Source organism: Streptomyces sp. NPDC052036, from assembly GCF_040680495.1.
Lineage (GTDB): Bacteria > Actinomycetota > Actinomycetes > Streptomycetales > Streptomycetaceae > Streptomyces.
Genome location: NZ_JBFAWW010000011.1, coordinates 87,230 through 113,112, shown reverse-complemented (window position 1 = coordinate 113,112; position 25,883 = coordinate 87,230). Strand labels below are relative to the sequence as shown.

General features: G+C 71.8%; 27 protein-coding genes. 16 read left to right on the top strand and 11 right to left on the bottom strand.

Going from position 1 to position 25,883, the window contains the following annotated elements:
* Positions 1 to 13: 13 nt before the first annotated feature.
* Positions 14 to 484 (bottom strand): DUF1772 domain-containing protein, encoded by a 471-nt coding sequence (locus AB0L95_RS17770; RefSeq protein ID WP_311691490.1) that lies wholly within the window; start codon positions 482 to 484, stop codon positions 14 to 16.
* A gap of 292 nt (positions 485 to 776) precedes the next feature.
* Between AB0L95_RS17770 and AB0L95_RS17765 the strand changes: the two genes are divergently transcribed.
* The 5 genes from AB0L95_RS17765 (at position 777) to AB0L95_RS17745 (ending at position 6,430) form a co-directional block, all read left to right on the top strand.
* Positions 777 to 1,778, top strand: a complete 1,002-nt coding sequence (locus AB0L95_RS17765; RefSeq protein ID WP_365162603.1) for a beta-ketoacyl-ACP synthase III — start codon at positions 777 to 779, stop codon at positions 1,776 to 1,778.
* The gene (locus AB0L95_RS17760) at positions 1,775 to 3,379 is read left to right on the top strand and encodes a methylmalonyl-CoA mutase family protein (protein ID WP_365162602.1); all 1,605 of its coding nucleotides are present in this window, start codon (positions 1,775 to 1,777) and stop codon (positions 3,377 to 3,379) included. The genes AB0L95_RS17765 and AB0L95_RS17760 overlap by 4 nt, the downstream gene beginning before the upstream one ends.
* A gap of 106 nt (positions 3,380 to 3,485) precedes the next feature.
* On the top strand, positions 3,486 to 3,923 hold the full coding sequence (locus tag AB0L95_RS17755) for a cobalamin-dependent protein (RefSeq protein WP_365162601.1): 438 nt from the start codon (positions 3,486 to 3,488) through the stop codon (positions 3,921 to 3,923).
* A gap of 128 nt (positions 3,924 to 4,051) precedes the next feature.
* Positions 4,052 to 5,395: an acyltransferase domain-containing protein gene (locus AB0L95_RS17750; protein ID WP_365162600.1), complete on the top strand. Its 1,344-nt coding sequence runs from the start codon at positions 4,052 to 4,054 to the stop codon at positions 5,393 to 5,395.
* A 237-nt stretch (positions 5,396 to 5,632) separates the two neighbouring features.
* Positions 5,633 to 6,430, top strand: a complete 798-nt coding sequence (locus AB0L95_RS17745; protein ID WP_365162599.1) for an AfsR/SARP family transcriptional regulator — start codon at positions 5,633 to 5,635, stop codon at positions 6,428 to 6,430.
* A gap of 135 nt (positions 6,431 to 6,565) precedes the next feature.
* Here the strand turns inward: AB0L95_RS17745 and AB0L95_RS17740 are convergent, their stop codons facing one another.
* From AB0L95_RS17740 to AB0L95_RS17710, 7 genes are all read right to left on the bottom strand, one after another.
* Positions 6,566 to 6,835, bottom strand: a complete 270-nt coding sequence (locus AB0L95_RS17740; RefSeq protein ID WP_365162598.1) for a hypothetical protein — start codon at positions 6,833 to 6,835, stop codon at positions 6,566 to 6,568.
* Between the two features lie 77 nt (positions 6,836 to 6,912).
* The gene (locus tag AB0L95_RS17735; protein ID WP_365162597.1) at positions 6,913 to 7,218 is read right to left on the bottom strand and encodes an antibiotic biosynthesis monooxygenase; all 306 of its coding nucleotides are present in this window, start codon (positions 7,216 to 7,218) and stop codon (positions 6,913 to 6,915) included.
* The gene (locus tag AB0L95_RS17730; protein ID WP_365162596.1) at positions 7,215 to 7,541 is read right to left on the bottom strand and encodes an antibiotic biosynthesis monooxygenase family protein; all 327 of its coding nucleotides are present in this window, start codon (positions 7,539 to 7,541) and stop codon (positions 7,215 to 7,217) included. Before AB0L95_RS17730 ends, AB0L95_RS17735 begins: the two co-directional genes overlap by 4 nt.
* A 3-nt stretch (positions 7,542 to 7,544) precedes the next feature.
* Positions 7,545 to 8,294 carry an SDR family NAD(P)-dependent oxidoreductase gene (locus tag AB0L95_RS17725; protein ID WP_365162595.1) on the bottom strand — a complete coding sequence of 250 codons (750 nt, stop codon included), beginning with the start codon at positions 8,292 to 8,294 and terminating at the stop codon, positions 7,545 to 7,547.
* 58 nt (positions 8,295 to 8,352) lie between these two features.
* Positions 8,353 to 9,390 carry a methyltransferase gene (locus AB0L95_RS17720; RefSeq protein WP_365162594.1) on the bottom strand — a complete coding sequence of 346 codons (1,038 nt, stop codon included), beginning with the start codon at positions 9,388 to 9,390 and terminating at the stop codon, positions 8,353 to 8,355.
* A gap of 76 nt (positions 9,391 to 9,466) precedes the next feature.
* Positions 9,467 to 9,934 (bottom strand): DUF1772 domain-containing protein, encoded by a 468-nt coding sequence (locus tag AB0L95_RS17715; RefSeq protein ID WP_365162593.1) that lies wholly within the window; start codon positions 9,932 to 9,934, stop codon positions 9,467 to 9,469.
* Between the two features lie 2 nt (positions 9,935 to 9,936).
* Positions 9,937 to 10,266: a TcmI family type II polyketide cyclase gene (locus AB0L95_RS17710; protein ID WP_365162592.1), complete on the bottom strand. Its 330-nt coding sequence runs from the start codon at positions 10,264 to 10,266 to the stop codon at positions 9,937 to 9,939.
* A gap of 1,830 nt (positions 10,267 to 12,096) precedes the next feature.
* Here AB0L95_RS17710 and AB0L95_RS17705 point away from each other — a divergent pair.
* Entirely contained in the window at positions 12,097 to 12,807 is a 711-nt protein-coding gene (locus AB0L95_RS17705; RefSeq protein ID WP_365162591.1) for a SchA/CurD-like domain-containing protein, read from the top strand.
* 94 nt (positions 12,808 to 12,901) lie between these two features.
* Here AB0L95_RS17705 and asnB read toward each other — a convergent pair whose 3' ends face one another.
* Positions 12,902 to 14,740, bottom strand: coding sequence for an asparagine synthase (glutamine-hydrolyzing) (gene asnB / locus AB0L95_RS17700; protein WP_365162590.1), 1,839 nt, complete (start codon positions 14,738 to 14,740; stop codon positions 12,902 to 12,904).
* Between the two features lie 318 nt (positions 14,741 to 15,058).
* Between asnB and AB0L95_RS17695 the strand changes: the two genes are divergently transcribed.
* From AB0L95_RS17695 to AB0L95_RS17675, 5 genes are all read left to right on the top strand, one after another.
* Positions 15,059 to 16,363, top strand: coding sequence for a SidA/IucD/PvdA family monooxygenase (locus AB0L95_RS17695; RefSeq protein WP_365162589.1), 1,305 nt, complete (start codon positions 15,059 to 15,061; stop codon positions 16,361 to 16,363).
* 67 nt (positions 16,364 to 16,430) lie between these two features.
* Positions 16,431 to 18,059, top strand: coding sequence for an FAD-dependent oxidoreductase (locus AB0L95_RS17690; RefSeq protein WP_365162588.1), 1,629 nt, complete (start codon positions 16,431 to 16,433; stop codon positions 18,057 to 18,059).
* A 61-nt stretch (positions 18,060 to 18,120) separates the two neighbouring features.
* Positions 18,121 to 18,543, top strand: coding sequence for an SCP2 sterol-binding domain-containing protein (locus AB0L95_RS17685; RefSeq protein ID WP_365162587.1), 423 nt, complete (start codon positions 18,121 to 18,123; stop codon positions 18,541 to 18,543).
* Positions 18,543 to 19,214: a TenA family transcriptional regulator gene (locus tag AB0L95_RS17680; RefSeq protein WP_365162586.1), complete on the top strand. Its 672-nt coding sequence runs from the start codon at positions 18,543 to 18,545 to the stop codon at positions 19,212 to 19,214. Before AB0L95_RS17685 ends, AB0L95_RS17680 begins: the two co-directional genes overlap by 1 nt.
* Before the next feature lie 44 nt (positions 19,215 to 19,258).
* Positions 19,259 to 20,239: an LLM class F420-dependent oxidoreductase gene (locus AB0L95_RS17675; protein ID WP_365162585.1), complete on the top strand. Its 981-nt coding sequence runs from the start codon at positions 19,259 to 19,261 to the stop codon at positions 20,237 to 20,239.
* Between the two features lie 58 nt (positions 20,240 to 20,297).
* Here the strand turns inward: AB0L95_RS17675 and AB0L95_RS17670 are convergent, their stop codons facing one another.
* Both AB0L95_RS17670 and AB0L95_RS17665 read right to left on the bottom strand, forming a co-directional pair.
* Positions 20,298 to 20,444 carry a hypothetical protein gene (locus tag AB0L95_RS17670; protein WP_365162584.1) on the bottom strand — a complete coding sequence of 49 codons (147 nt, stop codon included), beginning with the start codon at positions 20,442 to 20,444 and terminating at the stop codon, positions 20,298 to 20,300.
* Between the two features lie 78 nt (positions 20,445 to 20,522).
* Entirely contained in the window at positions 20,523 to 20,990 is a 468-nt protein-coding gene (locus tag AB0L95_RS17665; RefSeq protein WP_365162583.1) for a hypothetical protein, read from the bottom strand.
* A gap of 171 nt (positions 20,991 to 21,161) precedes the next feature.
* Here AB0L95_RS17665 and AB0L95_RS17660 point away from each other — a divergent pair, with 171 nt between their 5' ends.
* Genes AB0L95_RS17660 through AB0L95_RS17640 form a run of 5 tightly spaced genes read left to right on the top strand, consistent with a single transcriptional unit; the run spans position 21,162 to position 25,824 of the window.
* The gene (locus AB0L95_RS17660) at positions 21,162 to 21,548 is read left to right on the top strand and encodes a cupin domain-containing protein (RefSeq protein WP_365162582.1); all 387 of its coding nucleotides are present in this window, start codon (positions 21,162 to 21,164) and stop codon (positions 21,546 to 21,548) included.
* Complete coding sequence (locus AB0L95_RS17655; RefSeq protein ID WP_365162581.1) at positions 21,535 to 22,917, top strand: class I tRNA ligase family protein; 1,383 nt, start codon at positions 21,535 to 21,537, stop codon at positions 22,915 to 22,917. Before AB0L95_RS17660 ends, AB0L95_RS17655 begins: the two co-directional genes overlap by 14 nt.
* A gap of 10 nt (positions 22,918 to 22,927) precedes the next feature.
* The gene (locus tag AB0L95_RS17650) at positions 22,928 to 23,989 is read left to right on the top strand and encodes an FAD-dependent oxidoreductase (RefSeq protein WP_365162580.1); all 1,062 of its coding nucleotides are present in this window, start codon (positions 22,928 to 22,930) and stop codon (positions 23,987 to 23,989) included.
* Between the two features lie 42 nt (positions 23,990 to 24,031).
* Positions 24,032 to 25,414, top strand: a complete 1,383-nt coding sequence (locus AB0L95_RS17645; RefSeq protein WP_365162579.1) for an FAD-binding oxidoreductase — start codon at positions 24,032 to 24,034, stop codon at positions 25,412 to 25,414.
* Complete coding sequence (locus tag AB0L95_RS17640) at positions 25,411 to 25,824, top strand: hypothetical protein (RefSeq protein ID WP_365162578.1); 414 nt, start codon at positions 25,411 to 25,413, stop codon at positions 25,822 to 25,824. Before AB0L95_RS17645 ends, AB0L95_RS17640 begins: the two co-directional genes overlap by 4 nt.
* Positions 25,825 to 25,883 lie beyond the last annotated feature (59 nt).

The following is a 25,883-nucleotide window of genomic DNA, read 5'->3' as shown; positions in this document are numbered from 1 at the left end:
TGCTCCTTCGAGGTCACACGGCCACCCAGGCCACCGCGATCGCGTTCAGGGCCAGCCCCAGCAGTGCCAGCGCCGTCCGCAGGTGGTGCCAGCCGCGCCACAGCGGCCGGGGATCCTGCCAGCCCGCCGGGATGGTGCCGGCGTCGACGAGGGCGACCTGGCGGTTGATGGGGACGTTGCACGCGCGGGAGATCACCGAGACCCCGAGCAGCAGCACCCCGGACAGCGCGAACAGCACCTGGATCCAGGCCCGGTCCACCAGCACGGCCAGCACCCAGTCCCCGAGGATCGAGGTGATCACGATGATCGGCATCATCGGGTCGTAGTTGCGGCCGAGCAGTTTGTGCACCTCCACATAGCGGTCGACGGGCAGGTCCATGGCCATCGGGATGACGCTGACGGCCACGGCGAAGAAGACCCCGGAGACGATGCCGCTGCCCAGCAGCACCAGCACGCTCAGTCCATGGGTGAAGAAGGTGCTCAACGTCTATCGCCTCCTACGTCTTCGTCTCCTGGGTGCGGCAAGCGCCAGTCACCCTGGCAACGCCCGCTGGTGGGCCTCTAGGACCCGCCTGAACGCCCGGCACGGCCCGCTCTCCGGCCGCCTCCGGGTTCCGGGGCCGTACCTGCGCTTCCTTCAGTCGTGCTCGATGTCCCGTAGAGCCGCTTTGGAGACCATCGCCGAACGGTCGCCGTCCGTGGGCGGTCCGGACCGCGGCAGGCCCGGCCGGGTCCGCGCCGGACGGGGCCGACGTTCCCGAGGGAGAGGAAAGAGCGTGTTGCGAGCCAGTTGCCGCCAGGAGCCACGCTTCGGCCGCATCATCGGGGTCGGGGGCTACCGACCGCAGCGGGTCGTGGACAACGGTGAGATCTGCCGGTCCATCGACTCCAGCGAGGAGTGGATCGAGACCAGGTCGGGGATACGGCGCCGCCACTTCGCCACGCGCGAGGAGACCCACGCCGTGATGGGTGCCGCGGCGGCCGAGAAGGCCATCGCCGCGGCGGGACTCGATCCGCTGGACATCGGCTGCGTCATCGTGGCCACCACGACCCATCTGGTCTCGCTGCCCTCCGTCGCGGTGGACGTCGCCCACCGGGTGGGCGCGCGCCGGGCGGGCGCGTTCGACCTGAACGCGGCCTGCGCCGGCTTCTGTTACGCGGTCGGCACCGCCTCGGCGATGATCCGCGGTGGGGAGGCGGGCCATGTCCTCGTGGTCGGGGCCGAGCGGCTGACGGACCTGGTGGACCCGACGGACCGGCAGATCGCCTTTCTGCTCGCCGACGGGGCCGGCGCCGCGGTCATCGGACCGTCCGAGGAGCCCGGGATCGGGCCCGTGGTCTGGGGAGCGGACGGCGACCAGATGGAGGCCGTGGTCATGACCCGGTCCTGGGGCGACTACCGGCATGACGCCGCGGGCCCCCCGCCGGTGATGAGGATGGACGGACGACGTGTCTTCCGCTGGGCGGTCGACGAGATGGCGCGGACCGCCCGGCAGGCGATGAGCGCGGCAGGCGTGACCACCGACGACCTCGCCGCGTTCATCCCGCACCAGGCCAACATGCGCATCACCGAGGTTCTCGCCAAAGAACTGGCGCTGCCCGCCCATGTCGTGGTCGCGGACGACATCGTCACCACCGGCAACACCAGTTCGGCGTCCATTCCGCTGGCCATGGAGCACATGCTCACCAGCGGCCAGGCCGCGAGCGGGGACCTCGCGCTGCTCATCGGCTTCGGCGCGGGCCTCACCTATGCGGCCCAAGTGGTGCGGCTGCCATGAACGGACGCCCGCAGGACACGGATGCCGTGCCCGGTGCCACCACCGACGCGGGGATCCCCGTGGAGGCCGTGTACACCCCCGAGCGTCATCCGGTGCGCACGCCCGAGCCGCCGGGCGAGCCGCCGTTCACCCGGGGGGTACGGCCGCTGATGTACCGCGAGCGGCCGTGGGCCGTGCGCCAGCTGGCCGGGTTCGGCACACCGGAGGACACCAACCGGCGGCTGCGGCTGCTCCTGGAGCACGGGGCCACGGCCATCAACACGGTCTTCGACTTCCCCACCAACCGCGGCTACGACAGCGACGCGCCCCTGGCACAGGCGGACGCCGGCCAGGGCGGGGTCGCCGTCGACAGCGTGGAGGACATGCTCGCGCTGTACGCCGGGATCCCGCTGGACGAGGTGAGCGTGTCGATCGTGGTCTCCCACCCGGTCGCCGCCGGCGTCGTGCTGGCCATGTTCCTGGTGGCCGCCGAACGCCGCGGCTACCGGCCCGAGGCCCTCGCCGGCACCCTGCAGAACGACTTCATGATGGAGACGGTGGTCCTGACCGCGCCGAGCGTGCTGGAGCCCGCCTTCGCCTTCCGGCTGTCCACCGACGTCGTCGAGTACTGCCTGGAGCATGTGCCCCGCTGGAACGCGATCAGCTACACCGGCTACAACTACCGCGAGGCCGGCGCCGACGCCGTGCAGGAGGCCGCGCTGGTCGTGGCGCACGCGGTCGCCACCACGGAGGAGATGGCTCGCCGCGGCCATCCCGTGGACTCCTTCGCCAGCCGGCTGACCGCGTTCTTCAGCGCGGACAACGACTTCTTCGAGGAGATCGCCAAGTACCGTGCGGCGCGACGCGTCTACGCCAGGGTCTTCGCCGAGCGCCTCGGCGCCCGCGAGCCCCGCAGCCGGATGCTGCGCTACCACGTGCAGACCGCCGGATCCGCGCTCACCGCGCAGCAGCCCCTGAACAATGTGACCCGGGCCGCGTACCACGCGCTCGCGGCCGTGCTCGGCGGCGCCCAGTCACTGCACGTCAGCGCCTACGACGAGGCCCTGTCGATCCCTTCGGAGAACGCGGCGCTGACCGCCCTGCACACCCAGCACATCCTGCGCCACGAGACCGGAGTCGACCGCACGGCGGACCCGCTCGCGGGCAGCCACTACGTGGAGAGCCTCACCGACGCGGTCGAGGAGCGGGTGTGCGAACTGCTCGCGCGGATCGACGCGTTGGGCGGTCTGGTGGCCGCCGTGGAACAGGGCTGGGTGCACAAGCACCTGCTCGCCAACGCCTACGACCGCCAGCTGGCGATCGACGACGGCACCCGCACGGTGGTCGGCGTCAACCGTTTCCGCTCCGAAGAGCCGCTGCACATCGATCCGTTCCGGGTGCCCGCGACCCTGGAGCCGCAGCGGGACAAGCTGCGCCGGCTGCGCGCCGGCCGGGACGGGGCGCGGGTCCGGGCGGTGCTGGACGATCTGCGCGACGCGGCCGGCTCGGACCGCAACACCATGCCGCCCCTGCTGGACGCCGTACGAGCCGGGGCGACGCTCGGGGAGTGCTCGGAGGTCTTCCGCACCCTCCACGGCGGCTGGCGGCAGCCGCTCATCTGACCGTACCGGGCGGCGGCCGTCCGCCGCCCCCAGTCTTCGAACCGCCGTCGTCCCGAACCGCCGTTGTCTTCGGACCGGCGTTCCGCAGCGATATGAGGAGAGCCAAGTGGACCGCATTCGCGTCGTGATGGCCAAGCCCGGCCTCGACTCCCACTACCGGGGGACCATGGTCGTCAGCCGCTATCTGGTGCAGCAGGGCATGGAGGTCGTCTACGTCGGCAACCAGACGGCCGAGCAGATCGTACGGACCGTACTGGCCGAGGACGCCCAGGTGCTCGGGCTGTCCAGCCTCTCGGGCAACCATCTGGCGACCATACCGCCCATCCTGGCCGGACTGCGATCCTCCGGGCTGGACGACGTCCTGGTGGTCCTTGGCGGAATTGTGCCGTCCGCCGATGCGGAGGTGTTGCGCGCGGCCGGGGTGCACGAGATCTTCGGACCGGGAAGTGAGCTGGTCACCATCGCGCGGACGATCAGGGCCGAGGTCGCGCGGCGCGCGGCCCAGAAGGCTCCCGCCATTACCGAAGGTATCGCGATGGCCTGAGATGGCCTTTAGAACGCTTCCAGACGGCGGTGTTTCGATCGAGCTGCCTGGCCGGTCCGGACCGGATCCGCGTCCGCATCCTCCGGGCACCGGGAGCGAGACGTACACCGACGGGAGGCACGGGCCAGATGAAACACCTCGGGGGACGGGCGGAGCGTGGCGGTGGCGCGGCGGAGTCCTCGGGCGCCGCCGAGCCACGGCTGTTCATCTGGTCGGCGCCGGACGAGAAGGGAGAAACGGTCCTCCGGGAGGAACTCGCCGCCTGGTTGCGGAAGACGGCTCCCGAGAAGTTCGGCGACACCGCCGACGCGACGGTCCGCCGCTTCGGCGGGGCCCGTACCTCGCACCACACCGTGCGCGGCGCGGTGGTCGCACGGGACGCCGAGCGGGCGGTCGCCCTGCTGCGCTCGGCCCGCTCGGGGGCCCGTACCCGCCGGGGCTCCGGGCCGCGCCCGGTCGCCCTGCTCTTCCCGGGGCACGGCTCCCAGCAGCCGCGGATGGGGGCCGGGCTGTACCGGCGGGACCCCGCGTTCACCGCGGCCATGGACGAGTTCTTCGCCGGCTACGAGGCCGCCGGGGGCAAGCCGCTGACCGAGGAGTGGCTCGCCGAGGACCCGAGCGGCTCCATCGACTCCGGCGAACTGGGCCAGCCACTGCTGTACGCGGTCGGCCTGGCGCTGGCCCGGATGGTGGAGAGCTGGGGTCCGCGGCCGAGCGCCCTGCTGGGGCACAGCGTCGGCGAGCTGGCGGCGGCGACCGTCTCGGGTGTGCTCGGGGCGGACGACGGGGCGCGGCTGATGGCCGCGCGGTCCCACACCTACGCGCCGGTTCCGGCCGGCGGACTGCTCGCCGTCGCCGCCTCCGTCGAGGAACTCGCCCCCTACACGGTGGGCGAGGTGAGCGTGGCCGTGGTCAACGGACCGCGGCAGACGGTGCTGGGCGCTCCCGAGGGCCAACTGGCCGCGGTCGAGCTGAGGTTGCGTACGGACGGTTTCCTCGCCCGGCGCGCCCGCATCCCCCAGCCCTTCCACACCCCGCACGCCCTGGTCGCGGCCGAGCTGTTCGAACCGGCCTTCTCCGACGTGCGGTTGACGCCGCCCGTCGTGCCGCTGTACTCGTCGGCGACCGGGGCCCGGGTGAGCGAGGAGGAAGCGACCCGGCCGCGGTTCTGGGCGCGTCAGATGTCCGACCCGGTGTTCTTCGGGCCGGCGCTCGACACCCTGCTCTCCGACGACGAGGTCCTGCTGGTGGAGGCTGGTCCCGGTCGGGCCCTGACCACCCTGGCCCTACGCCATCCCGCGGTCGCGCGGGGCGCCAGCGACGCGCTCGCCCTGCTGCCCGCCAGGGGAGACGCCACCGGGAGCGCGGACCGCGAGGAGGCTCTCTGGGCCGCGGCCCGGCTGTGGACCGAGGGCCACTCCCTCGACTGGAGGGCGGTTAATGCCATGGCAAAATTCCGACTCCCGGTTTGAAGGTACTTCCTCCCTTTACTCAGGCCCTCTTGAGCGGTTGTTTTCCGTACGGATAGCCTGCGTAGTCGAATCTCCGTGGTTACCGGACGGTAGCACTCATCTATGTCTGCTTTTCGTCAGGAAATGTGGTTCAACGTTCATGAATCCCGTTACCGCTGCTGTGAACACGGCACGCCCCGCAGAAGTTGAGTGCGGCTCAGTGTCGGGAATGGATCATCCAATCCGGATGGGGGAAACATGGAGTTCGCGGTGTTGGGCACGTTGATGGCCAGAGAAGGGGACGTCGACTGCACTCCCAGTGCACCCAAACTGCGCAGAGTGCTGGCGACTCTGCTGCTGCGCGCCAACAAGCTGGTTCTCACGGAGACGCTGGCCGAGGAGCTCTGGCAGCACAACCCGCCGCCCACCGCGATGGCGACCCTTCAGACGTATGTCTATCAGTTGCGCAAATCCCTGGGGGCCGACGGTCGTGATCGGGAAGGAATGATTCGAACCCGAACCGACCCTTCCGGATATGTGCTGAACGTCGACCCCGAAAAAGTCGACTTGGTGCGCTTCCGCAGCCTGCTCGGTCAAGGCCGACGCGCCCTGGAAGAACATCGTCCGGAAAGGGCATCCGATCTTCTTCACCGGGCACTGTCGCTGTGGCAGGGGCCGGTATTCGGAGGCGTCCGCAGCGGGCCGGTGCTCGAAGGGCACGCGGCGTACCTGGAGGAGGAGCGGATGAACGCCCTGGAGCTACGGATCGACGCCGACCTGCGGATCGGCCGGCACCGGGAACTGGTCTCCGAGCTGAAGTCGCTCACGGTCACCCACCCCCTGCACGAGTGGTTCCAGAGCCGATTAATGATCGCTCTGCATCTGTCGTCCCGGCGCGGCGAAGCCCTGGAGACCTTCCACCGCTACCGCCACGTCCTTCAGGAAGAGCTCGGTCTTGAGCCCAACCACGAGATACAGCAGGTACAGAGGGACATACTCAACTGCGAGCCGACGAGCTGGTACGGGATAGACCGCGTCTACCCCTCCGTACGCTGACCCGCAGGTCACTCACTCACTCCGCCGCAGCACGGCAACGTCCCCACGCCGCTCGTGCCCCGCACGAGACACCCCTGCAGACACGAAGGCCCGCAGCCGTCCCAGGCGCGGGCCTTCTGGCGTACGTCTGCCCCGTCAGAACCGTTCCACCAGGAGCTCCCAGGCCCGGCGTTCGGCCTCGGTGAGCAGGGTGTCGGGCGGCGGTGCCGACAGCGGTGCGGGTGCCGGCCGCAGCGGGGCCCGACGGCCGCGTCGTACGCGGGAAGCCTTGCTGATCAGAGCCGCGAGATGGGCGGGCGGCACCGCGCCGTGGTACGCCCCGAGCATGATCAGCCCGTCGACGGCGGTTCGCCCCACGCTCCGCAGGGCGTGTACCAGCCGGCGAGGGCCGGGGATCGGCAGCATGGCAGGTCCTCCGATGGACGTGCGGAAGCCGGGGCGGGGTGATGGGTCATCACCTCCGCCCCGGGAGCGAGGAGTTCTCAGTAGGTCGCGCGGACCGCGTACATGTCCCAGGGACGGCGGGTGGGGTCCTGATACGGCCGCAGCCCGGCCGTCTGGCCCTTGTGGTCGGGGCCCTCGTCCCAGGCGTGGAAGGCCTCGAAGCTCTCCCACTCGCTCATCACCGCGAACGCGTCGTCCTCGATCAGCGAGTGCAGCAGCTCGTTGCCGAGCAGCCCCGGCGTGTCCGCGAGGGTCTTGCTGATCTCGTGGTACGCCCGCTCGATGACCTCCGGTCCCTCGGCGGGCGCCCGGCAGAACAGCAGGATCCGGATCCGGTCGCTCACCCGGTCACCGCCCGCGGCTTGTCCAGCGCGTGCACCACCGTCATGGTCCACATGGCACCGCCGGAACGGTGCGGGTGCAGCCTGGTGCGGTGCTCCAGGTGCTGGTCGCTCTGCTCGAACTCGCGGAAGCTCGGCTCGTCCACCCACTCGCTGAGGATGTAGTAGACGTGCTCGTCCTCGTCGCTCCGCATCAGCCACTGGCCCAGATTGGCGGGGTGCCCGGTGACCCCGGTCCCCACCTCCAGCCAGGTGCGCTCGAAGTCCTCCGCCATACCGGGCTTGATCTCGGCCCGCAGCAGGACCCGGAAGCTTCCGGCCGCCATGGCTCAGATCCCCCCGTCGACGTGCAGCGTCTCGCCGGTGACGTACGCCGACAGGTCGCTCGCCAGGAACAGCACGGCACCGGCGATCTCGTCGGGGCGGCCGAGCCGGCCCATGCCGGTCAGGCCCCGGTAGCGGGTCTGGACGCGTTCCAGCTCCTCCGGGGACGCCTTCTCGAACTCCTCGGTCTCGATGACACCGGGGGCGACCAGGTTGACCCGGATGCCCTTCGGGCCCAGCTCCTTCATCAGCGAGCGGGTCAGCCCGATCAGCCCGGCCTTGGCCGCCGTGTAGTGGGCGCGCAACGGGATGCCGACGACAGCGGCGCGCGAGCCGACGGTGATGATCGAGGAGCCTTCCTTCAGCAGCGGCAGCGCCTTCTGGATCACCAGGAAGGGCGCGGTCAGGTTGGTGTCGATCACCCGCCGCCACTCGTCCAGCGGAAGCTCCGCGAACGGCACATGGCTGATCACCCCGGCGTTGTTGACCAGCACGTCCAGCGCGCCGAGCCGCGCCTCCGTCTCGTCGACGAGCCGCGCCACGGCCTCCGGGTCGCTGACGTCCGCCTTGAGGACGTGGTGGTCGCCGCCGATGGCCGTGAGTTCCTTGACCAGGCCCTCGACCGCCTCGCCGTCGCTGCGGTAGCAGGTGACGACCTTGGCGCCGGCCCGCGCGAACGCCAGGACGATGCCGCGGCCGATCCCGCGGGTGCCGCCGGTGACGAGCACCCTCTTTCCGGTCAGATCGACGTCCATGATGATGCCTTTCTCGTGATGGTCGGTGCGGGGTCGTCGGACGCCGTACGGCGCCCGGTCACGGGACGGGACGGCACTCCAGGACCGTCCACCGGCCCTGGACGGGCTCGTTGACCAGGTCGAAGCCGGCGGCGGTGAGCAGTTCCCGCCACTCGGGCAGGGTCCGCTCACGCCCGCCGAAGCGGAGCATCATGTCGAGATCGAGGAACTTGCCCTGGTCCCACTCGTTCGGCGGGGCCAGCACATGATCGAGGACGATCAGCCGTGCGTCGGACCGGTCCCCGATCGCGGTACGGACGCCTCGCAGGATGCGTACGGCGTCCTCGGCACCCCAGTCGTGCAGGACCTGCTTGAGCAGATACGCGTCGCAGCCGGCGGGCAGCGGCCCGAAGAAGTCACCGGGCACCACCTCGACCCGGTCGGCGACCCCCGCCTCGGCGAGGTGCTCGGGCGCCCCGGCGACCACGGAGGGCTGGTCGAGGAGCAGACCGCGGGCCTCCGGCACGTTCTGCAGAACGGCACCGAGGAAGTACCCGCGACCGCCCCCGATGTCCGCGATGCTGGCGAAGCGCGTGAAGTCGTACTGCGACAGGAACAGATGCGTGGTGGAGCGGCTCATCTGGGTCATCGCCCGGTCGAACAGACCGCCCGCCTCGGGGTGTTCGGCGAGATGCTCGAAGAAACCCTGCCCGAAGACATGCTCGAACGACGGTTCCCCGGTGCGGACCGTGTGCAGGATCTCGCCGTACGGCAGGCGCACCGACTCGGAGCTGTTGTACAGGACCAGGTCGCGCACGCTGAACGGGATGTCGCTGCGCAGGCCCACCGTGAGGTCCGTCTCGGCGAAGCGCCGGCCGGGCTCCTCGGCGACCACCCCGAACGCCGCCGCACAGCGCAGCACCCGGTACAGGGAGTCGGCATGGGTGCCGGTCTTCTCGGCGAGCCGCTCCGCCTCCAGCGGCCCGTCGGCGAGATGGTCGGCGATCCGCAGTTCCGCCAGCACGTACAGCACCTCGGAGACCCGCCGCCCGTTGGTCAGCAGGACGAGCCGTACCGGGGCGGGCAGCGACTCCGGATCGGGAGGGCCACCGGTCATGGGTGCCACGCTCATGGGCGATCAGCCCTTTCTGAGAGGCCGTTGACGGACCCAGGGAGGTCCTTCGGGAGGGATGTCAGAGGAGGGTTCCGGTGACGGCGACGAGAACCGCGAGGGAGCACACCACCAGCGCGGTGCGCACCCGGTTCCAGTTGCTCCACCGCACCCGCGGGTCGACCTGCTCCCAGTTCGCGGGCAGCCGGCCGGGGTCCACGGTGGCGATCCACCGGTTGATCGGCACGTTCTTCGTCAGCGAGACGACGATCGCGCCGACCAGCAGCAGCGCGGAGACCGTGAACAGGGCGCTCGCACGCGCGGTGGGCGCCGCGAAGGTCAGCGCCACGTCGCACAGCAGCGCGGTGAGCATGCACGCGGGCATGAACGGGTCGAACCGGGTCACCATGAACTGGTGCGTGGGCACGTACCGTTCCGTCGGCAGGGACAGCAGCAGCGGCGCCCCGCCCAGCACCGCGATCATCAGACCTCCCGCCGCGAGGCCGTTGCCCATCAGGGCGAAGGGGAGCAGCACGCGTACGACGCCCACGATCAGTCCCGCCGCCAGGTGTAGAACGGCTGCGCCATCGCGTCCTTGGGCTCCGCCCAGGCCGGGTCGTAGGGGCGCATGTACTGGGCCAGCTTCTCGTGGATGTCCTGGTAGAGCGGGTGGCTGCGGGCCTTGTAGAGGTCCGGCTGGATGTCCTGGTCCGACTCCACGAGATGGAAGTACAGATCGTGGAAACGGAACAGGGTGCGCCCCCTGGCGCCGATGAGGCGCGGCAGATCCGTCGCGTCCGACTCGGCGAATATCTTCGCCACCGCGGGGGCGTCGGCCGGATCCATCCGGGCGACGATCAGCGTCCGGTCGGTGTGTTCCATGGGCGATCTCCCTCTCCAGGCCCGCGGCGTCGATCGGCGACCGGTCCCCGGAGCGCCGTGGCCAGCGGGCCGTGCGGTCAAGGCGCGAGGCCCCGGCTGTGGTCGGGCGCCATCGTGACAACGCGAAGTCCAAGGGTTCTCAAGAGCGTCTGAAGCGACACCTACGTTCTGACGGTTGCGGGCGCGGGCGCCTCGCGGCGGGGGTGGGGTGCGACCTGTCCGGCGGGGCTCGGCGGCCGGGTCTGCGGGGCTCGGCGGCCGGGTCTGCGGGGCTCGGTGGCTGGGTCTGCGGTTGTCGGCCGTGCCCGCGTCACTCGGGCCTAGGCCCCGGCCGGCTCCGCGGCCCCTCGCCCGACCACCGGCTCCCGACCACCCGGCTGTCCTCGCGGCCGTCCCCCGCCCATGCCGCGCCCTGGCCGCCTTTGCCGGCCGTCGATCGGCTTTGCCGCAGTCCTGGCGTCCATGCCGTCAAACCGTCGCCGAAGCCGTCCTCCGACCGTCTGAGCCGTCCCCCGACCGTTTTGGCCGCCCGCCGACCTCCCCGCCGGGTATGTGCCGACGGGTGTGCGGGGCATTGGGTTCGTGTCTGGGGGGCGTTGCCTGGGGGAGCGTTGCGGCCTTCAACGCCAGGGGCGTGCCCCGGCCCCGCTCCACCACCCCGTCGGCCGACTCGCAGCCGCCCACCCGGCCCCAGACCGCATCCGGCCGCGGTTCAGCCCGTCCTCCGGCCGTCGTCGCCGTCCCTGGACCGCCTTTGCCATCCTTCAGCCCTCATTGCCGTCGGGAGTCCGGCCACGGCGTCGCGCGACCGTCTGAGCCCTCCGCCGGCCGTGCAAGCCATCACCCAGCCGTCTGACGCATCCCCGACCATCCGGCCGTTCCTTCGGCCTCCCCGGCCGGCCCCCGGCTGTCCGCGCGTCCGCTTCCCGACTCCCTTCGGCTGTCCCCGCGGACGTCTCACCGCGTCCGGCTGTGCCAGGGCCGCTTCCCCGGCCGTTTCCACGGTCCGTCGATCGCTTATCGCTTTTGCCGTCCATCAGGGGGCATGGCCGCACGACGTCTGGCCAAGACGTCTCTCGGCCGTCTTCGCCATCCGGCAACCGGTCAAGCCATCTCCCAGCCGTCTGATGCATGCCCCGATCGTCCGGCCGTCCTTCGACCTCTCGGTCCTGCCCTGGCTGTCCCTGCGGCGTCCCACCGCCTCCAGCCGTGTGCTCGCCGTCTCTGCCGTCCTTCAGACGTCTTGGCCGGACAAGCATCGGGCATGGCGTCCTGCCAACGTCATAGCCGGTACTCAACCGTCCAGGTCATCTCCCAGCCGTCTGACGCATCCCGCGACCGCCCGCCGTCCCGCCCTCCCCGGCCGAGTCTCCGCGTCCGCCTCCGGCCGTGCCCGGGCCGTCTCCGTCACTCATCGATCGCCTTTGCCGTCTTTCAGGCGACTTTGCCGAGCAATAGCGCCATAGGCGACCTGCGAACGACTCAGCCGTCCGGCCGCCGTCCACGTCATCTCCCAGCCGTCCGGTGCAGGCACCTCCCGACCGTTTCGCCGTCCTCCGGCCTCCCCAGCCGGGGCCTGGCCCTCTCCCGCTGTCCCTCCGGCGGCCCCCCACCGTCCCCGCAGCGGCCCTCGGCCGCCTCCCGACCGGCGCCCGTCACGGCGAACCGGCTCCGCAGCCCCAGGCGGCAAGGGTCCTCGCTAGGCAAGGCTTCGGCGTGTGCCCCGTGTTCGGGAGCGGAGCGGCGGGGCTTCAGACGTTTCCGATCGTGCGTGGACCGCGCGACTGCACGATCCGTCACAGACAAGCCCACCGGCGGACAGGGAGCGTCATGGCTTTCATCGCGATCAGCTACAAGGTCCGGACGGGCCACGAGGAGGAGATCGCCGACATCTTCTCCGAGCGGAACTTCAAGCGGGTCGACTCCGCCGAGTACCACGACGGAGAGGGCCGCTCGGCCGGTCGCAACGTCTCCACCGGGCTGTTCATCCGGGGCGAGTTCATGACCCGAGTGGTGCAGTTCGAGGGCGACCTGCGGCAGATCGGCCCGCACATGGGCGCCCAGGAGGGCGTGAAGGAGGCGGAGCGCCGGCTCTCGCCCTATCTCCAGGTGGAGCGCGACACACAGACCGTGGAGGGGTTCCGGGAGTACTTCCAGAACGCCCTGATGCAGTGCGTCTTCCAGGAGGCCCGTGCCGAACGCTCCGCGCAGCTGGCCGCCTGGACGTACCGCGTCACCCCCGGCCACGACGACGCGCTCGGTGAGGTCTTCGAGAAGGCTCAGGGGAACGTCTTCGACGGGACCGCCGGGCCGCTGCTCGCGTCGGCCGCCTTCGTCAAGGACGAGTACCTGGTGTGGGCGGTGCAGTACGAGGGCGAACTCGACGCCGTCGTAGCACAGTTGACCGGTAGTGGCATCGCCGCGCAGACCCACGAGGGCTTGCTGCCGTACCTCGCCGACCGGCGGGACACGACGGGGCCCGAGGAGTTCGGCGCCGCAACCATGCGGCGCCTGCAGATGCTCTCCGCGGATGTCTCATAAGGACCCGCGGACCGAGCGTCCCCACCGCCCGTCGCAGGGAACCATGGCGACGGGCGGTGGGCTGTGCTGTGCGCGGCCGAGGGGCCGTACGGTGTCACAGGGCGAGGCGGACACCGTACTCGGTGAGCCACAGGTGCAGTTGCAGGACCATCTCGATGTTCGTGCGGCTCAGCCAGTGCGCCCCGCCGCGCCCCTCGGCCGCCGCCGCCCGGGCGGCCACCGGGTCGAGCAGCGGTGCCACGGGCGAACCGGGATCGTCCAGCACCCGGGTCAGCTCGCGCCGCAGCACATGGGTGTACGCGGGGTCCTGGTTCACCGGGAACGGGCTCTTGCGGCGCTCCACCACCGACCTGGGCAGCAGCTCGCCCACCGCGGACCGCAGCAGGCTCTTCTCCCGGCCGTCGCAGGTCTTCAGCTCCCACGGCACGTTGAAGAGGTACTCCGCCAGCCGGTGATCGCAGAACGGCATCCGCACCTGAAGACCGGCGGCCCGACTGAGCCGGTCGTCGCGGTCCAGGAGCCGGGGCAGCCAGCGTACGAGGTACAGATGGCACACCTCCCGCAGGCGCCGGTCGCGGTCGCTCTCGCCGTCCAGCCGGGGCACTTCGGCCACAGCCTGCCGGTAGCGGTCGGCCCCGTAGGCGGGCAGGTCCAGTTTCCCCAGCAGTCCCCGGTCGAACAGGCCGAGGCCCAGACCGTGCCGGGACGCCTCGTGGGAGCGCTCGTACGCCACCCACGGGAACTGCTCGGGGCCCGCCGTCTCCAGCTCGGACATCCCGGTGAAGCCGCCGAAGATCTCGTCGGCGCCCTCGCCGGAGAGCGCGACGGGGGAGTGCTCCCGGGCCGCCCGGAAGATGAGCAGCCCGGCCACGTCCATCTCGGCGAACGGGGTCGGCCTGTCCTGGGCCCGCAGCACCGCCCTGCGCAGCCGTGGATCGAGCAGGTCCGCCGTGCCGAGCACGACGTCGGTGTGGTCGGAGCCGATATGCCGGGCGACCTCGGCCGCGTACGGGGCGTCCGGGGTGGTGCGTACGTTGTCCGGGCGGAAGTTCTCCGCGTAGCCGATGAACGTCGCGGTCGCGGTGCGCAGCCGGCCCCGGTCCCCCAGGGCGTGGGCGGCGAGCGCGGTGATCGCACCGGAGTCCAGCCCGCCGGAGAGCAGCGAGACCGGGAGGATGTCGCCCGACACGGCCCGGCCGACGTTGTCGGCGAGCAGTGAGCGGACCGTGGCGACCGTGGTCTCCGGGTCGTCGGTGTGGGCGCGGGCCTGGAGCGTCCAGTACGGCCGCTCGACGACCCGGCCCCCGGCGGCGTCGAGCAGATGGCCGGGCCGTACCTCGGCGACGCCCCGGAAGACGCTCGCGCCCGGCGTCTTGGCCTGGGAGAACAGCTCGCGCAGCCCGTCGGCGTCGAGAACCGGCTCCAGCAGGGAGCCCGCGAGGAGCGCCTTGGGCTCCGAGGCGAAGTACACCGTGCCGTTCAACCGAACGTAGTGCAGGGGGCGTACGCCGAGCCGGTCGCGGACCAGCAGCAGGCGGTCGCGCCGGAGGTCGAACACGGCGAACGCGAACGCGCCGTCCAGGTACGCGGCACAGTCGTCGCCCCACACGAGATAGGCGTGCAGCGCGGCCTCCGCGTCCGTGCCGTGACGGGGGCGGTGCCCGCGTGCGGCGAGCGTGGCGCGCAGCGGGGCGGTGTCGTGGAGCACACCGTCGAAGACGACGGCCACGTCCGGTCCGTCGCCTTCGACGGCCGGAGCCGCCCGCTGTTCGGCGGTGCCGCCGGGTGCGGCGGCGGACGCCGCGCGCGTCCCGCGCCAGGTGTGCAGCTCGGCGGGGACGTCCCGGCTCGTGGTGGCGGCCATCGCGTCCAGCACCGACCGTGTGTGTCCGGGTCCGGTGCCGAAGCCGATCCAGCCGGCGATACCGCTCATGCGGAACTCCTTGTCGCGAAACGCCTGGTGGGATGCCCGGCACGGGGAGGACCCGGCACATGGCCGGCCCTGCGACCCGCGGCAGGGCGATACCCGCACAGTGTGGATTCGGCCGCTGGGAGGCGGGTCGAGCACGTCTGAACACGACGCGGTGCCGTGGGACGCCGGGCCGGACGCGTACGGCGGGTTCGGGTTCACGACGTCCCCCGGCGGGCCGCGTACCGCGCACGCGCCCCGCTCTCAGACGTTCTCGATTCCTGCACCACCGGCCCCGGCCACGCTGTGGGCACATCGGTCCGCACGGAGAGGTGTCCGTCCATGGTGTCGACTTCCGCTCACGCGCCGAACCGCCCCGCGCCGCACGGCATCCCGCACCACCGGGTCGCCGCGATCGGCGCGGGCCCGGCCAACCTGAGCCTCGCGGCCCTGGCCGAGGACGTCCTGCCCCACGACGTGGTGCTCTTCGACCGGCGTCCGGCCCATGCCTGGCACCCCGGTCTGATGCATCCGGGGGTCCGCCTCCAGACCTCGTGGATCAAGGACCTGACCACCCTGGTCGACCCCCGCAACCGTCTGTCCTTCCTGAACTACCTGGTCACCACCGGCCGCGTCTACGCCTTCCTGAACGCGCAGTTCGACGCCATCCCGCGGCTGGAGTACGACCGCTATCTGTCCTGGGCCGCCGAGCAACTGGCGAACATCCGCTACGGCGTGGACATCAGGGACGTCCGGTTCGCCGGGCCGGGCGTGGGGTTCGTGCTGTACGACGCCGACGGCCCGGTCGCGAGCAGTGACCACCTCGTCGTCGGCACCGGCACCCGGCCCCATGTCCCCGACTGCTTCCGGGACCGCCCCGTCCCCGGTGTGCTGCTCGCGGAGGAGATCGGCGAGCACTTCGAGACATGCCGCTGCGCGCCGTACGAGCCCGCGGTCGTCGTCGGCGGGGGCCAGACCGGTGCCGAGGCGGTCCTCGCGCTGCTCAGCTACGGACTGCGGGAGATCCGCTGGATCGGCCGCCGCCCCTGGTTCGCGCCGCTGGACGACTCCCCGCCGGCCAACGACTTCTTCCGCCCGGCCTATCTGCGCCACTTCCAGGCCCTGCCGGGCCAGGTCCGCGAGCGGCACGTCGCCGAGCAGATCCTCACCAGCGACGGCGTGTCGATGTCCACCCTGCAGGAGCTCTACCAGGCCAACTACGAGACCTGGCTCAGCGAGGGCCGGTCCCCGGTGATGATGCTCCCCGGGCGGGACGTCGTGGAGGCCGCGCACCAGGACGACCTGGTGGTGCTGCGCTGCCGCCGCGCGGCCGGCGGCCACGAGCGGCACACCGCCCGCCATGTCGTCCTCGCCACCGGGCGCCGCCCCGCGCCCCTGCCCCTCGCACCGGACGTCCTCGATCTGGAGCCCGGCGAGGAGCCGTACGTCGAAGCCGACTACTCGCTGCGCTGGAAGCACGCCGACCGCCACAAGGTCTTCGTGCAGAACCGCGCCCAGCCCAGCCACGGAGTGGCCGACCCGAACCTCAGCCTGCTGTCGGTGCGCAGCGCGGCCATCCTCAACTCCCTGCTGGAACGCGAGGCGTTCCCCATCCGCGACGAGCAGGTGCAGACGCTCTGGGCGTGAAGGCCGCACGCCCCGACGCCCGCACACGACCCTCCCTAGCCCTCAACACCCCTTGGAGGAACAGCAGATGCAGGACGAACGGACCCAGGTCCTCGTCGTCGGCGGGGGCATGGTCGGCCTGTCGGCCGCGGTGTTCCTGGCCTGGCGCGGAGTGCGGCCCCTGCTCGTGGAACGGCACGCCGAGACCCTGATCCACCCCCGGGCCCGCGGGATCAACGCCCGCTCCGTCGAGCTGTTCCGCCAAGTCGGCCTGGAGGACGCCCTGTTCGCCCAGCGCGGCGAGGGCATCGTCGCCTCCGACGAGGACTCCTCGCGGATGCTCGTCGCCGAGTCCCTCGCCAGCCACGACCACGACTTCGTGGACCTGGCGACCGGTGAGGCGGAGGGCGCGAGCCCCTGCGAGTGGTGCCCCATCGACCAGGACCGGCTGGAGATCGCGCTGCACGGCCGGGCCGCCGAACTGGGCGCCGTGATCCGCTTCAACACCGAGTGCGAGGAGCTGACCCAGGACGCCGACGGTGTCACGGCCGTGCTGCACGACCGCGGCACCGGCGAGCGCCGCACCGTACGCGCCGCCTACGCGATCGCCGCCGACGGCCAGCGCAGCCCGATGCGGCACGCGCTCGGCATCCCAGTCGAGGGTCCGGGCATCCTGCTGCACACCCTGTCCATGGTCGTCGAGGCCGACATCGACGCCGTCCTGGGCGGCCGCCGCTTCGGCTTCGCCTACCTCGACAGGCCCGAGAAGGGCTCGGTCATCTTCCCGCACGACGGCGTCAAGCGCTGGTGCTTCGGCGTGCCCTACCACCCCGACCAGGGGGAGACCGTCGAGGACTACCCCGAGGAGCGCTGTCTGGAGTTGTTCCGCCAGGCCGTGGGCATCCCGAACCTGACCGGCCGTCTCGTCCCCCAACTGCCCAGCGACGGAACCACGGTGCTGCCCTTCGTCATCGGCGCGCACTGCGCCGAGCGCTTCGCCGAGGGGCGGGTCTTCCTGGCCGGCGACGCCGCCCGGATCGTGCCCCCGACCGGCGCGTTCGGCGGCAGCACCGGCATCCAGGACGCCCACAACCTCGCCTGGAAGCTGGCCGCCGTGCTGCGCGGCGACGCGGGCGAGGACCTCCTCGCCACCTACGACGCCGAACGCCGGCCGGTCTCGGAGTTCACCATGGAGCAGGCCATGGCGCAGATGGTGGGCCGCACCGGCAACCGGGCGGCCGACGTCGGCGGTGTCCAGGTCCACGACTGGTGGTCGGTGATCCTCGGCTACCGGTACCGCTCGGCAGCCGTCCTCTCCGAGGACGACGACGACCGCCCCGCCTACCCGCCGCATCTGCTCACCGGACTGCCCGGCACCCGCGCCCCGCATCTGCCGCTGGAGCGCGGCGGCGAGAGCGTGTCCACCCTCGATCTGTACGGCCCGCGCTTCACCCTGGTCGCCGGAGCGGCGGGCGAGGCCTGGGGAGCCGCGGCGGCCCGGGCCCGCGAGACCCTCGGTGTCGACCTCGATCTGTACCGGGTGGGCACGGACGTCCACGACCCCCTCGGCCACTGGGCCGGCCGGCACGGCGTCAAGGAGGACGGCGCCGTACTCGTACGCCCGGACGGGTTCGTCGCCTGGCGCGGCACGGACGACACCGGCGCGGACGACCGGCTCACCGACGCACTGGCCCGGGTGCTGGCCGTCAAGCGATAGCCGGCGCCCCGCCGAAGAGCACACCCCGCACCCTTCCACCCAGCTCCCAAGGAGATTCGCCATGTCCGACCTGGCCACACGGTTCGCGGAACTCGTCACCTTCGTCGACACCACCTCCAAGGACGACCTGGAGAAGCTGCTCGCCGAGCGGCCCGGCGGCGTCGACGCGGCCCTCGACACCGTCTACGAGAAGCTGGCCTCCACCTTCAACCCCGCCAAGGCGGGCGGCGAGAAGGGCACCTTCCAGTACGAGGTCACCACCGCCGAGGGGACCAAGGAGTACTACCTGCACGTCGAGAACGACACCTGCGCCGTCGGGCACGGTGTCCGGGAGGGCGCCGACGTCGTCATCGGCATCAAGCTGGTCGACATGCTGCTCCTGGCCACCGGGAAGCTCAGCGGTCAGAAGGCGTTCATCACGGGCAAGCTGAAGCTGCGCGGCAACGCGTTCTTCGGTATGAAGCAGGGCGAGTGGTTCGACTGATGCTGCGCACCGAACTCGCTTTTGCCGCCGCGCCGTTGCTGGGGAAGATCAAGGACCACCCGTTCTTCGCCGGGCTCCGGGACGGCACGCTGGACGGGGCCGCGCTGCTGCACTTCGCGCGCCAGGACGCCGACTTCCTGCTGCCGGCCTACGGCCGCGCGCTCGCCCGTACCGCCGCCCTCGCCCATGACAACGCCCATGCGATGGTGCTGGCGCGGATGGCGGTCGGCACCCTGGAGGCCCGCCAGGCCATGGCGATGGGCTACGACATCATGGCGGCCCAGCTCGGCGACGGGGACGGCTCCTGGCGTACGGCACCGGCCGACCCGGTCACCCACGGCTACACCTCGTTCTTCTCGTCGGCCGCCGCGAGTTCGCTCGTCGAGGCGATCGGGGCGCTGCTGCCCTGCTCCTGGTTCTATCTGAGCATCGCCGACGACCTGAAGGAACGGCACGACCCCGCCGCCCGCTACGCGGACTGGGTGAAGGCCCTGCACCCCGGTGACGACTACCGCGAGGTGCTGGAGGAGTTCCTGACCGTCGTCGACGAGGTGGGCGAGCGGCTCTCGGCGGACGACCGGGACCGGCTGACAGGGACCTTCCTCACTGCCGCGCGCTACGAGTGGTCCTTCCTCGACGCGGCACTGCACCGACTCGGCTGGCCCGTCTGACCGCCCGGCTCCCGAACCGTCCTACTCGCAGATCGGAGGGGCGCATGCGCCTAGGACTCAACCTCACCAACTTCAGCTGGTCCGGCTCCCCGGAGAACCTCGGCCCGGTGCTCGGGCGGATCGCCCGCACCGCCGAGGAGGTCGGCTTCGACAGCTTCTGGGTGATGGACCACTTCTTCCAGACCCCGCTCAACCGCGGGCCCGAGGGTGCCTGTCCGGAGGCGTACGCGACCCTCGGCTTCGTCGCCGGGCAGACCTCCCGCATCCGCCTCGGCACCCTGGTGACGGGCGTCGTCAACCGGCATCCCGGGGTGCTCGTGAAGACCGTCAGCACGCTCGACGCGCTCAGCGGCGGCCGGATGTACTTCGGCATCGGGGCCGCCTGGTTCGAGGACGAGCAGCGGGGCCTCGGCATCCCCGTCGTACCGAAGGCGGAGCGTTTCGAACGCCTGGAGGAGGCCGTCCTGATCGCGAAGCGCATGTGGGCGGGCACCACCGAGCCGTACGAGGGCCGGCACTACCGCCTGGAGCGGCCCCTGAACGAGCCGAACTCCCCGCAGCGCCCGCACCCGCCGATCCTGATCGGCGGGCAGGGTCCGAAGAAGACCTTCGGACTGGTGGCGCGGTACGCCGACGCCTGCAACGTCTACGAGCTTCCCGACCCGGACATGATCCGGGAGAAGCTGGCCAAGCTGCCGCCGCAGCACCCGATGCGCCGCAACGCGCACATCAAGCCGACCGAGGTGATCCGCAAGCAGTTCGCGGTGCTGCGTGAACGGTGCGAGGAGGTGGGCCGGCCGTACGGCGAGATCGAGCGGACCACGCTGGGCACGGGCGCGCTGACCAGGGACGGCGCCGACGGCTCGTACACCGTCAAGGGCGCGATCGAACGGTTCCACCAGCTCGCGGAGCTGGGGGTCGACCACGCGATCGTGGAACCGCCGGACCCGGCGGAGGAGGGCGCGCTCGACCTGTGGGCCGAGGTGGTGCCCGAGATCGCGAAGATCGTCCCGGCGGGGCGGTAGCGGCAACCGACGGGAACCGGGGCCGGAGCGTGCGCCGCACGCTCCGGCCCCGGTCGTGTCAGGACTCGGGTACCTCGCCCTCGGGGTCGGGACGGCGCCGGCCGATCCGGCGGCGGACCGCCGCGCCCCACCGGTCTATCCTCTCCCGGCCCACACCCAGGTAGCGCAGTACTCCCAGCAGCAGGAGCAGCAGAGCGAGTGTCACGGCAGAGCCTCCCTCGGTGTCTGCGTCGTCAGAAGCCGTCGGAAGTCGTCAGTCATGGCCGGAACATGCCGGAACGTGTCAGAACTCGCCGCTGACCGTCGAGGCCAGATAGCCCGCCAGGTCCGGCGTCCCCGGTTGCACCACATGCCGCACCCAGGCGTCCCGCTCGTGCGCCATCGCGACCATCTCCCAGATGCACGCGGTGGCGCCGTGGGGCGCCGGCTGCCAGTCGGCCGGGTCGTCCCAGGTCGACAGCCAGGTCCGGGTGTGCAGGATGACCTTGTTGCGGCTCCACCAGCCGACGACCGCGTAGCAGCCGTCGGGATCCTCGTGCAGCACGCTGTAGCCGTACGCGAGCGCGTCGCCGTACGCCTCCGGCAGCGTCCGCTCCACCGCGGCGCGCGCCGCCTGAACCACCTCCTCGGGCGGGGCCGGCCGGGTGGCCGAGATCCCGTATCGCTTGACTATCCAGCCCCGTGCACGGTCGGGCGCATAGGCCACCATGCGGCGGGGCGCGTACACCAGCGGAACTTCTCCCACAGTCATGGCCCGCAGGGTAGGCGGCGCTTCTCAGGACCCGCTGGTGACGGCCACAAGTCCGGCCGCGCCCGGCCGCGCTGACCATGAGCGGCCTTCGAGATGCCCACCAGCGCGCTGGGCCACGATGAGCCCGTCCACCGACAACGAGCACGTCCACCGACAAAAGGATGGTGCGAAGTGCGCAGGCTGAGCAGCGAATCCGCGGTTCTCACCGACGAGTACGCGATACGGATCGGACGGTGGAGCCAGTACGCGGGCAGCGAGGCGCTGCCCTTCGGCGCGATGTGGTGTGTCGTTCCGCCCGGCGGCAGCAGCGCCCCGGATCGCCACCCGGAGGTCGAACTCGCCGTCGTCGTCGGCGGACGGGCGGCCTTCGCCGTCGAGGGCGGGGAGCCTGAGCCCACCCCGGTCGGTACGGCCGTCCTGCTCGACCCCGAGGAGCGGCACGTCATCCACAATCTGTCCGACACGGAGCCGGTGACGCTGCTGAGCATCTACTGGCTCCCCGAGGACCCGGAAGCCGCGACCGCCGGGGATGCCGAGGTGGCCCGTGACGCCCGCTGACGACGCGCGGGGGCCGGTCGCCGTGCTGAGCCCGCCGCCGACCCCGAACGGCCCGCTGCACCTCGGCCATCTCTCCGGGCCCTACCTCGCCGCCGACATCGCCACCCGGGCGGCCCGCGCCCGGGGCGAGCGGGTGCTGGCCGTGTGCGGGACCGACGACCACCAGAACTACGTCGTCACCAAGGCCGAGCAGCTGGGCCGCAAGCCCGACGAAGTCGCCGACGAATACCGGGAGTTGATCCGGCAGGCGTTCACCCTGGCCGGCATCGGCCACGATGTATTCACCGCACCCCGCACCGACGCCGGCTACCGGTCCGCGGTCCTGCGGTTCCTGGAGGAGCTGCGCGAGAGCGGGCTCGTCCGGGACGGCTCCTGGACCATGGCGGTGTGCGACGCGTGCCGGCGCACCCTGCACCACGCCTATGCGACCGGCGGCTGCCCGTCCTGCGGCGCGGCGATGGGCGGCGGCACCTGTGAGGGCTGCGGCTGCTTCACGACCGCCGCCGGCCTCGCCGATGTACGCTGCGCCGGCTGCGGGGGCGTCCCGCGCCGGGTGCGGCACCGCGGACCGGTGTTCGCACTGGGTTCGTACCGGGAGGCGCTGACCGAGATCTGGTCCCGGGCGCACATCCCGCCCCGGGTGCGCGCCCTGCTGGCCCGGCTGCTGGAGCAGGGACTGCCGGACATCCCGGTCACCTACCCCACGGACTGGGGCATCGAGACACCCGACGGCACCGAACGGCTCGACGTCTGGTTCGAAATGGGGCTGGCCTACCTGTATGTGATGGGACGTCACCTCGATCCGGAGGCCGTGAGCCTGGCGGACCACGCCCGGGCCTTCGGCGGGCTCGGCGCCCTGTGGTCCTTCCTGGGCCTGGACAACGCCTTCTACTACGCGGTGCTGTTCCCGGCACTGGCCGTGGCCGTCGAAGTGCCCCGCGACAAGGCGCTGACCGGGCTCGTGGTCAACGAGTTCTACCGGCTGGACGGGCGGAAGTTCTCCACCAGCCGCGGCCACGCCGTCTGGGCGCACGAGACGCTCGCCGAGCGGGACCCGCGCGCCGTACGGCTCTTCCTGTCCTGGGACCGCCCGGCCCCCCATGCCAGCAACTTCACCGCCGACGCCTTCGAGGCGAACGTACGGCGCTGGCCGCTGCACGCGACCGGGGCCGGTACCGGCGGTCCCCGCCAGGACCCGGCGCTCGTACGCGCCGAGCTGGACCGGGCCGAACAGGCCCTGTGCTGGGAGTCCTTCGACCCCGCTCTCGCCGCCCGCTGTCTGCTGCCCGCGGCGCTGGACACCGGGCACGCACGGGCACAGCAGCTGCTGGGTCTTCTCACCGGCCGCTCCGGCGGCCCCGGGCGCTGAGGGAGAGCCGATGCGGATCTGTGTCGTCGGTACGGGCATCGCCGGCACCCTGCTGGCCTGGCATCTGCTGCGGGCCGCCCCGAAGAGCGAGGTGGAGCTCCTGGCCGCGCCCGGTGAGCTGCCCGGCGAGGCCACGACGGCCTCCGGCGGGCTGGTGCGCGGCTACGAACCCGACCCCGCCGCCTGCCGGCTCGCCTGCGAGAGCCTGGCCGAGCTGCGCTCCGACCCCCGGCTCGCCCGGTGGGCGGATTACCGCGAGGGCGCCTCGGTGTACGCGCATGACGGGCGGGAGACCCCGCAGCCGGTCGAGCAACTGGCCCTGATCGACAAGTATGTGACGGGTTCCGCGGAACTCGCCGATGCCGCGGCCCTGGAGCGTGACCACGGCATCGCCGTCCCCGAGTACACGTATGCCGTCGTCGAGCGGGCCGCCGGCCACATCCGGCCGGCCCGGCTGCGGGAAGAGGTCACCCGCGATGTGCTCGACCGGGGCGGCACCCTCGTCACCGGGCTGGTCCACCGAGTCGTGCCGTCCCCCGACGGGGGAGTGGTGGTCGACTGTCCCGACGCCGAGCGCCGCTTCGACATGGTGGTCCTGGCGACGGGCTGGCGCACCGGTGCCCTGCTGCACCGCAGCCGACTGCCCGTCGGTGAGCTGCGCGTCAAGCTCATCCAGTACGACCTGTACACCGTCACCGGCCGCCGGCCGCCGGGCTTCGTCGACGAGACGAGCGGCCTGTACGGGCGGCCGGACGGCACCGACGGCATGCTGCTCGGCGTGCCGAGCGACAGCTGGGACGAGGAGGCGGAGCGGCTGCGGTTCTCGCCGGGACAGCGCGCCCGGGCCGAGGGGCACGCCGCGACGCGGCTCCCGGGTCTCGGCCTGGTCGCCCACCGGCGCAGCGCCGTGGCTGCCGACGCCTACTCCGCCTCGGGGCTGCTGGGGCTGCGTCCCACCGCCCTGCCGCCGCTGTTCACCTTCACCGGCGGCAGCGGCGGCGCCGCCAAGTCCGCGCTCGCCGCGGCCAGGCGGGCGGCCGGAGCACTGCTCGACGGCCCGCCCCACGACTGACCGCCCGCCCTGTCAGGACGCCAACCCCAGTGAGGAGTCGCCATGGCCCGCGCCGCGCGCCGCACCCTGGCCGGCATCTGCCCGGACCGGGTGATCACCCCGGACCATTCCCGATACGACGCCACGCGTCTGCTCTTCAACGGCATGTACGACCACCGTCCCGCGCTGATCGTGCTGCCCCGCACCCCCGATGAGCTCCAGGACGTGGTGCGCGCCGCACGTGACACGGGGCTGCCCGTGGCGGTGCGCGGCGCCGGCCACAACATCGCCGGCTCCGGCGGGGTGGAGGACGGTCTGGTGATCGACCTCAGGCTGCTGGACCGGGTCGAGCTCGATCCCGGCACCCGGATCGCGAGGGTCCAGGGCGGCGCCACCTGGGCGCAGTTCGACGCCACGGCCGCCCGGCACGGCCTCGCGGTCACCGGGGGCACGTTCGACACCACCGGCGTGGGCGGGCTGACCCTCGGCGGCGGGATCGGGCATCTGATGGGCAAGTACGGGCTGTCCTGCGACAACGTGCTGTCGTACGCCCTGACGACGGCCGAGGGCAGGCGGCTGACCGTGGACCCCGAGTCCGACCCCGAACTGGACTGGGCGCTGCGCGGCGCCGGGCACAACTTCGGCGTCGTCGACGAGTTCACCTTCCGGCTGCACCCCCTGGAGCGGGTGCACGGCGGCATCGTCGTCTACCCGCAGCACGAGATGGCTGCCGCCGTGCGGCTGTTCCGGGAGCTGATGACCGAGGCGCCCGATGAACTGGTGTGCATCCTGCTGCTGGAGCGGTACGGACCGGCGCAGATCCCGACCGCGGTGATGAGCGTCAGCTACTGCGGCACCGACCCCGAGTACATCGCCTCGCTGGAGAAGCGACTGCGCGGCCCCGAGGTCCTGGACTGGCAGATCCAGGAACGGCCGTACATCGCGATGCAGCAGATCCTGGGCCGGCTGCGGTACGGGCTGCGCCACTACTGGAGTGCGCGCTGCACCGACGAGCTGCCGGACGAACTGGTGGAGACGCTCGTCCAGCGGTTCAAGGCGGGCAAGTGGCGCGGCGACTTCAACGACACCGTCTATCTGGAGGCTTTCCACGGTGCCGTGCGCCGGGAGCCCGAACGGCCCTCGGCGGTCCCGTTCCGCGGCGCCCGCTTCAATGTGACCGGCATGGCGATCTGGGAGCCGGCCTGGGCCGACGAGGAGCAGATCGCCTGGGCGAAGTCGGTGTCGGCGGCGGCCGAGCCGTGGGCGGTGTCCGGCGACGGCTACATCAACTACGTGACGGACGGCGGCGCGGGCGGCGCAGGCGCCGCGGACCGGGCGGTGCGGACGTACGGCGTCGAGGGCCACCGGCGGCTGACGGCGCTGAAGCAGCGGCTGGACCCGGACAACTTCTTCCGGTCCAACTACAACATCGAGCCCGCCCGATGACCGCGTCGGCCGGGGGAGCCCCGGACTACAACAACCGGTTCTTCGTCTCCAGCGCGGCCGAGACGGCGGGCCCCGACCACGAAGTGCCGGTGGGGCACTACCACCAGGCGGGGCCGATCGTGTGGGCCGAGTTCCGCGGCGGGAAGGTGCTCATCGGCCGGATCGTCGGCACCTGCGACCCGGACGGCACCCTCCATCTGGCGTACTGCCAGGCGCTGGACGGCGGCACGGTGGTGGCGGGGGAGTGCACCAGCACACCCGAGTTCCTCCCGGACGGCCGGATCCGGCTGCGGGAGGAGTGGCGGCGCCTCGATGCGGCGGGTTCGTCGGGCGTCTCGTACATCGAGGAAGTGACCGCCGCGCAAGGGGCCGTCCTGGCGGAGACGGCCCGGTCCCCCGAGGGTGCCTAGGTCAGAGGCCAGGGCGGGGCGCACCGGAGGAGACACCAACGCGCCGCCGGGGATCTCCC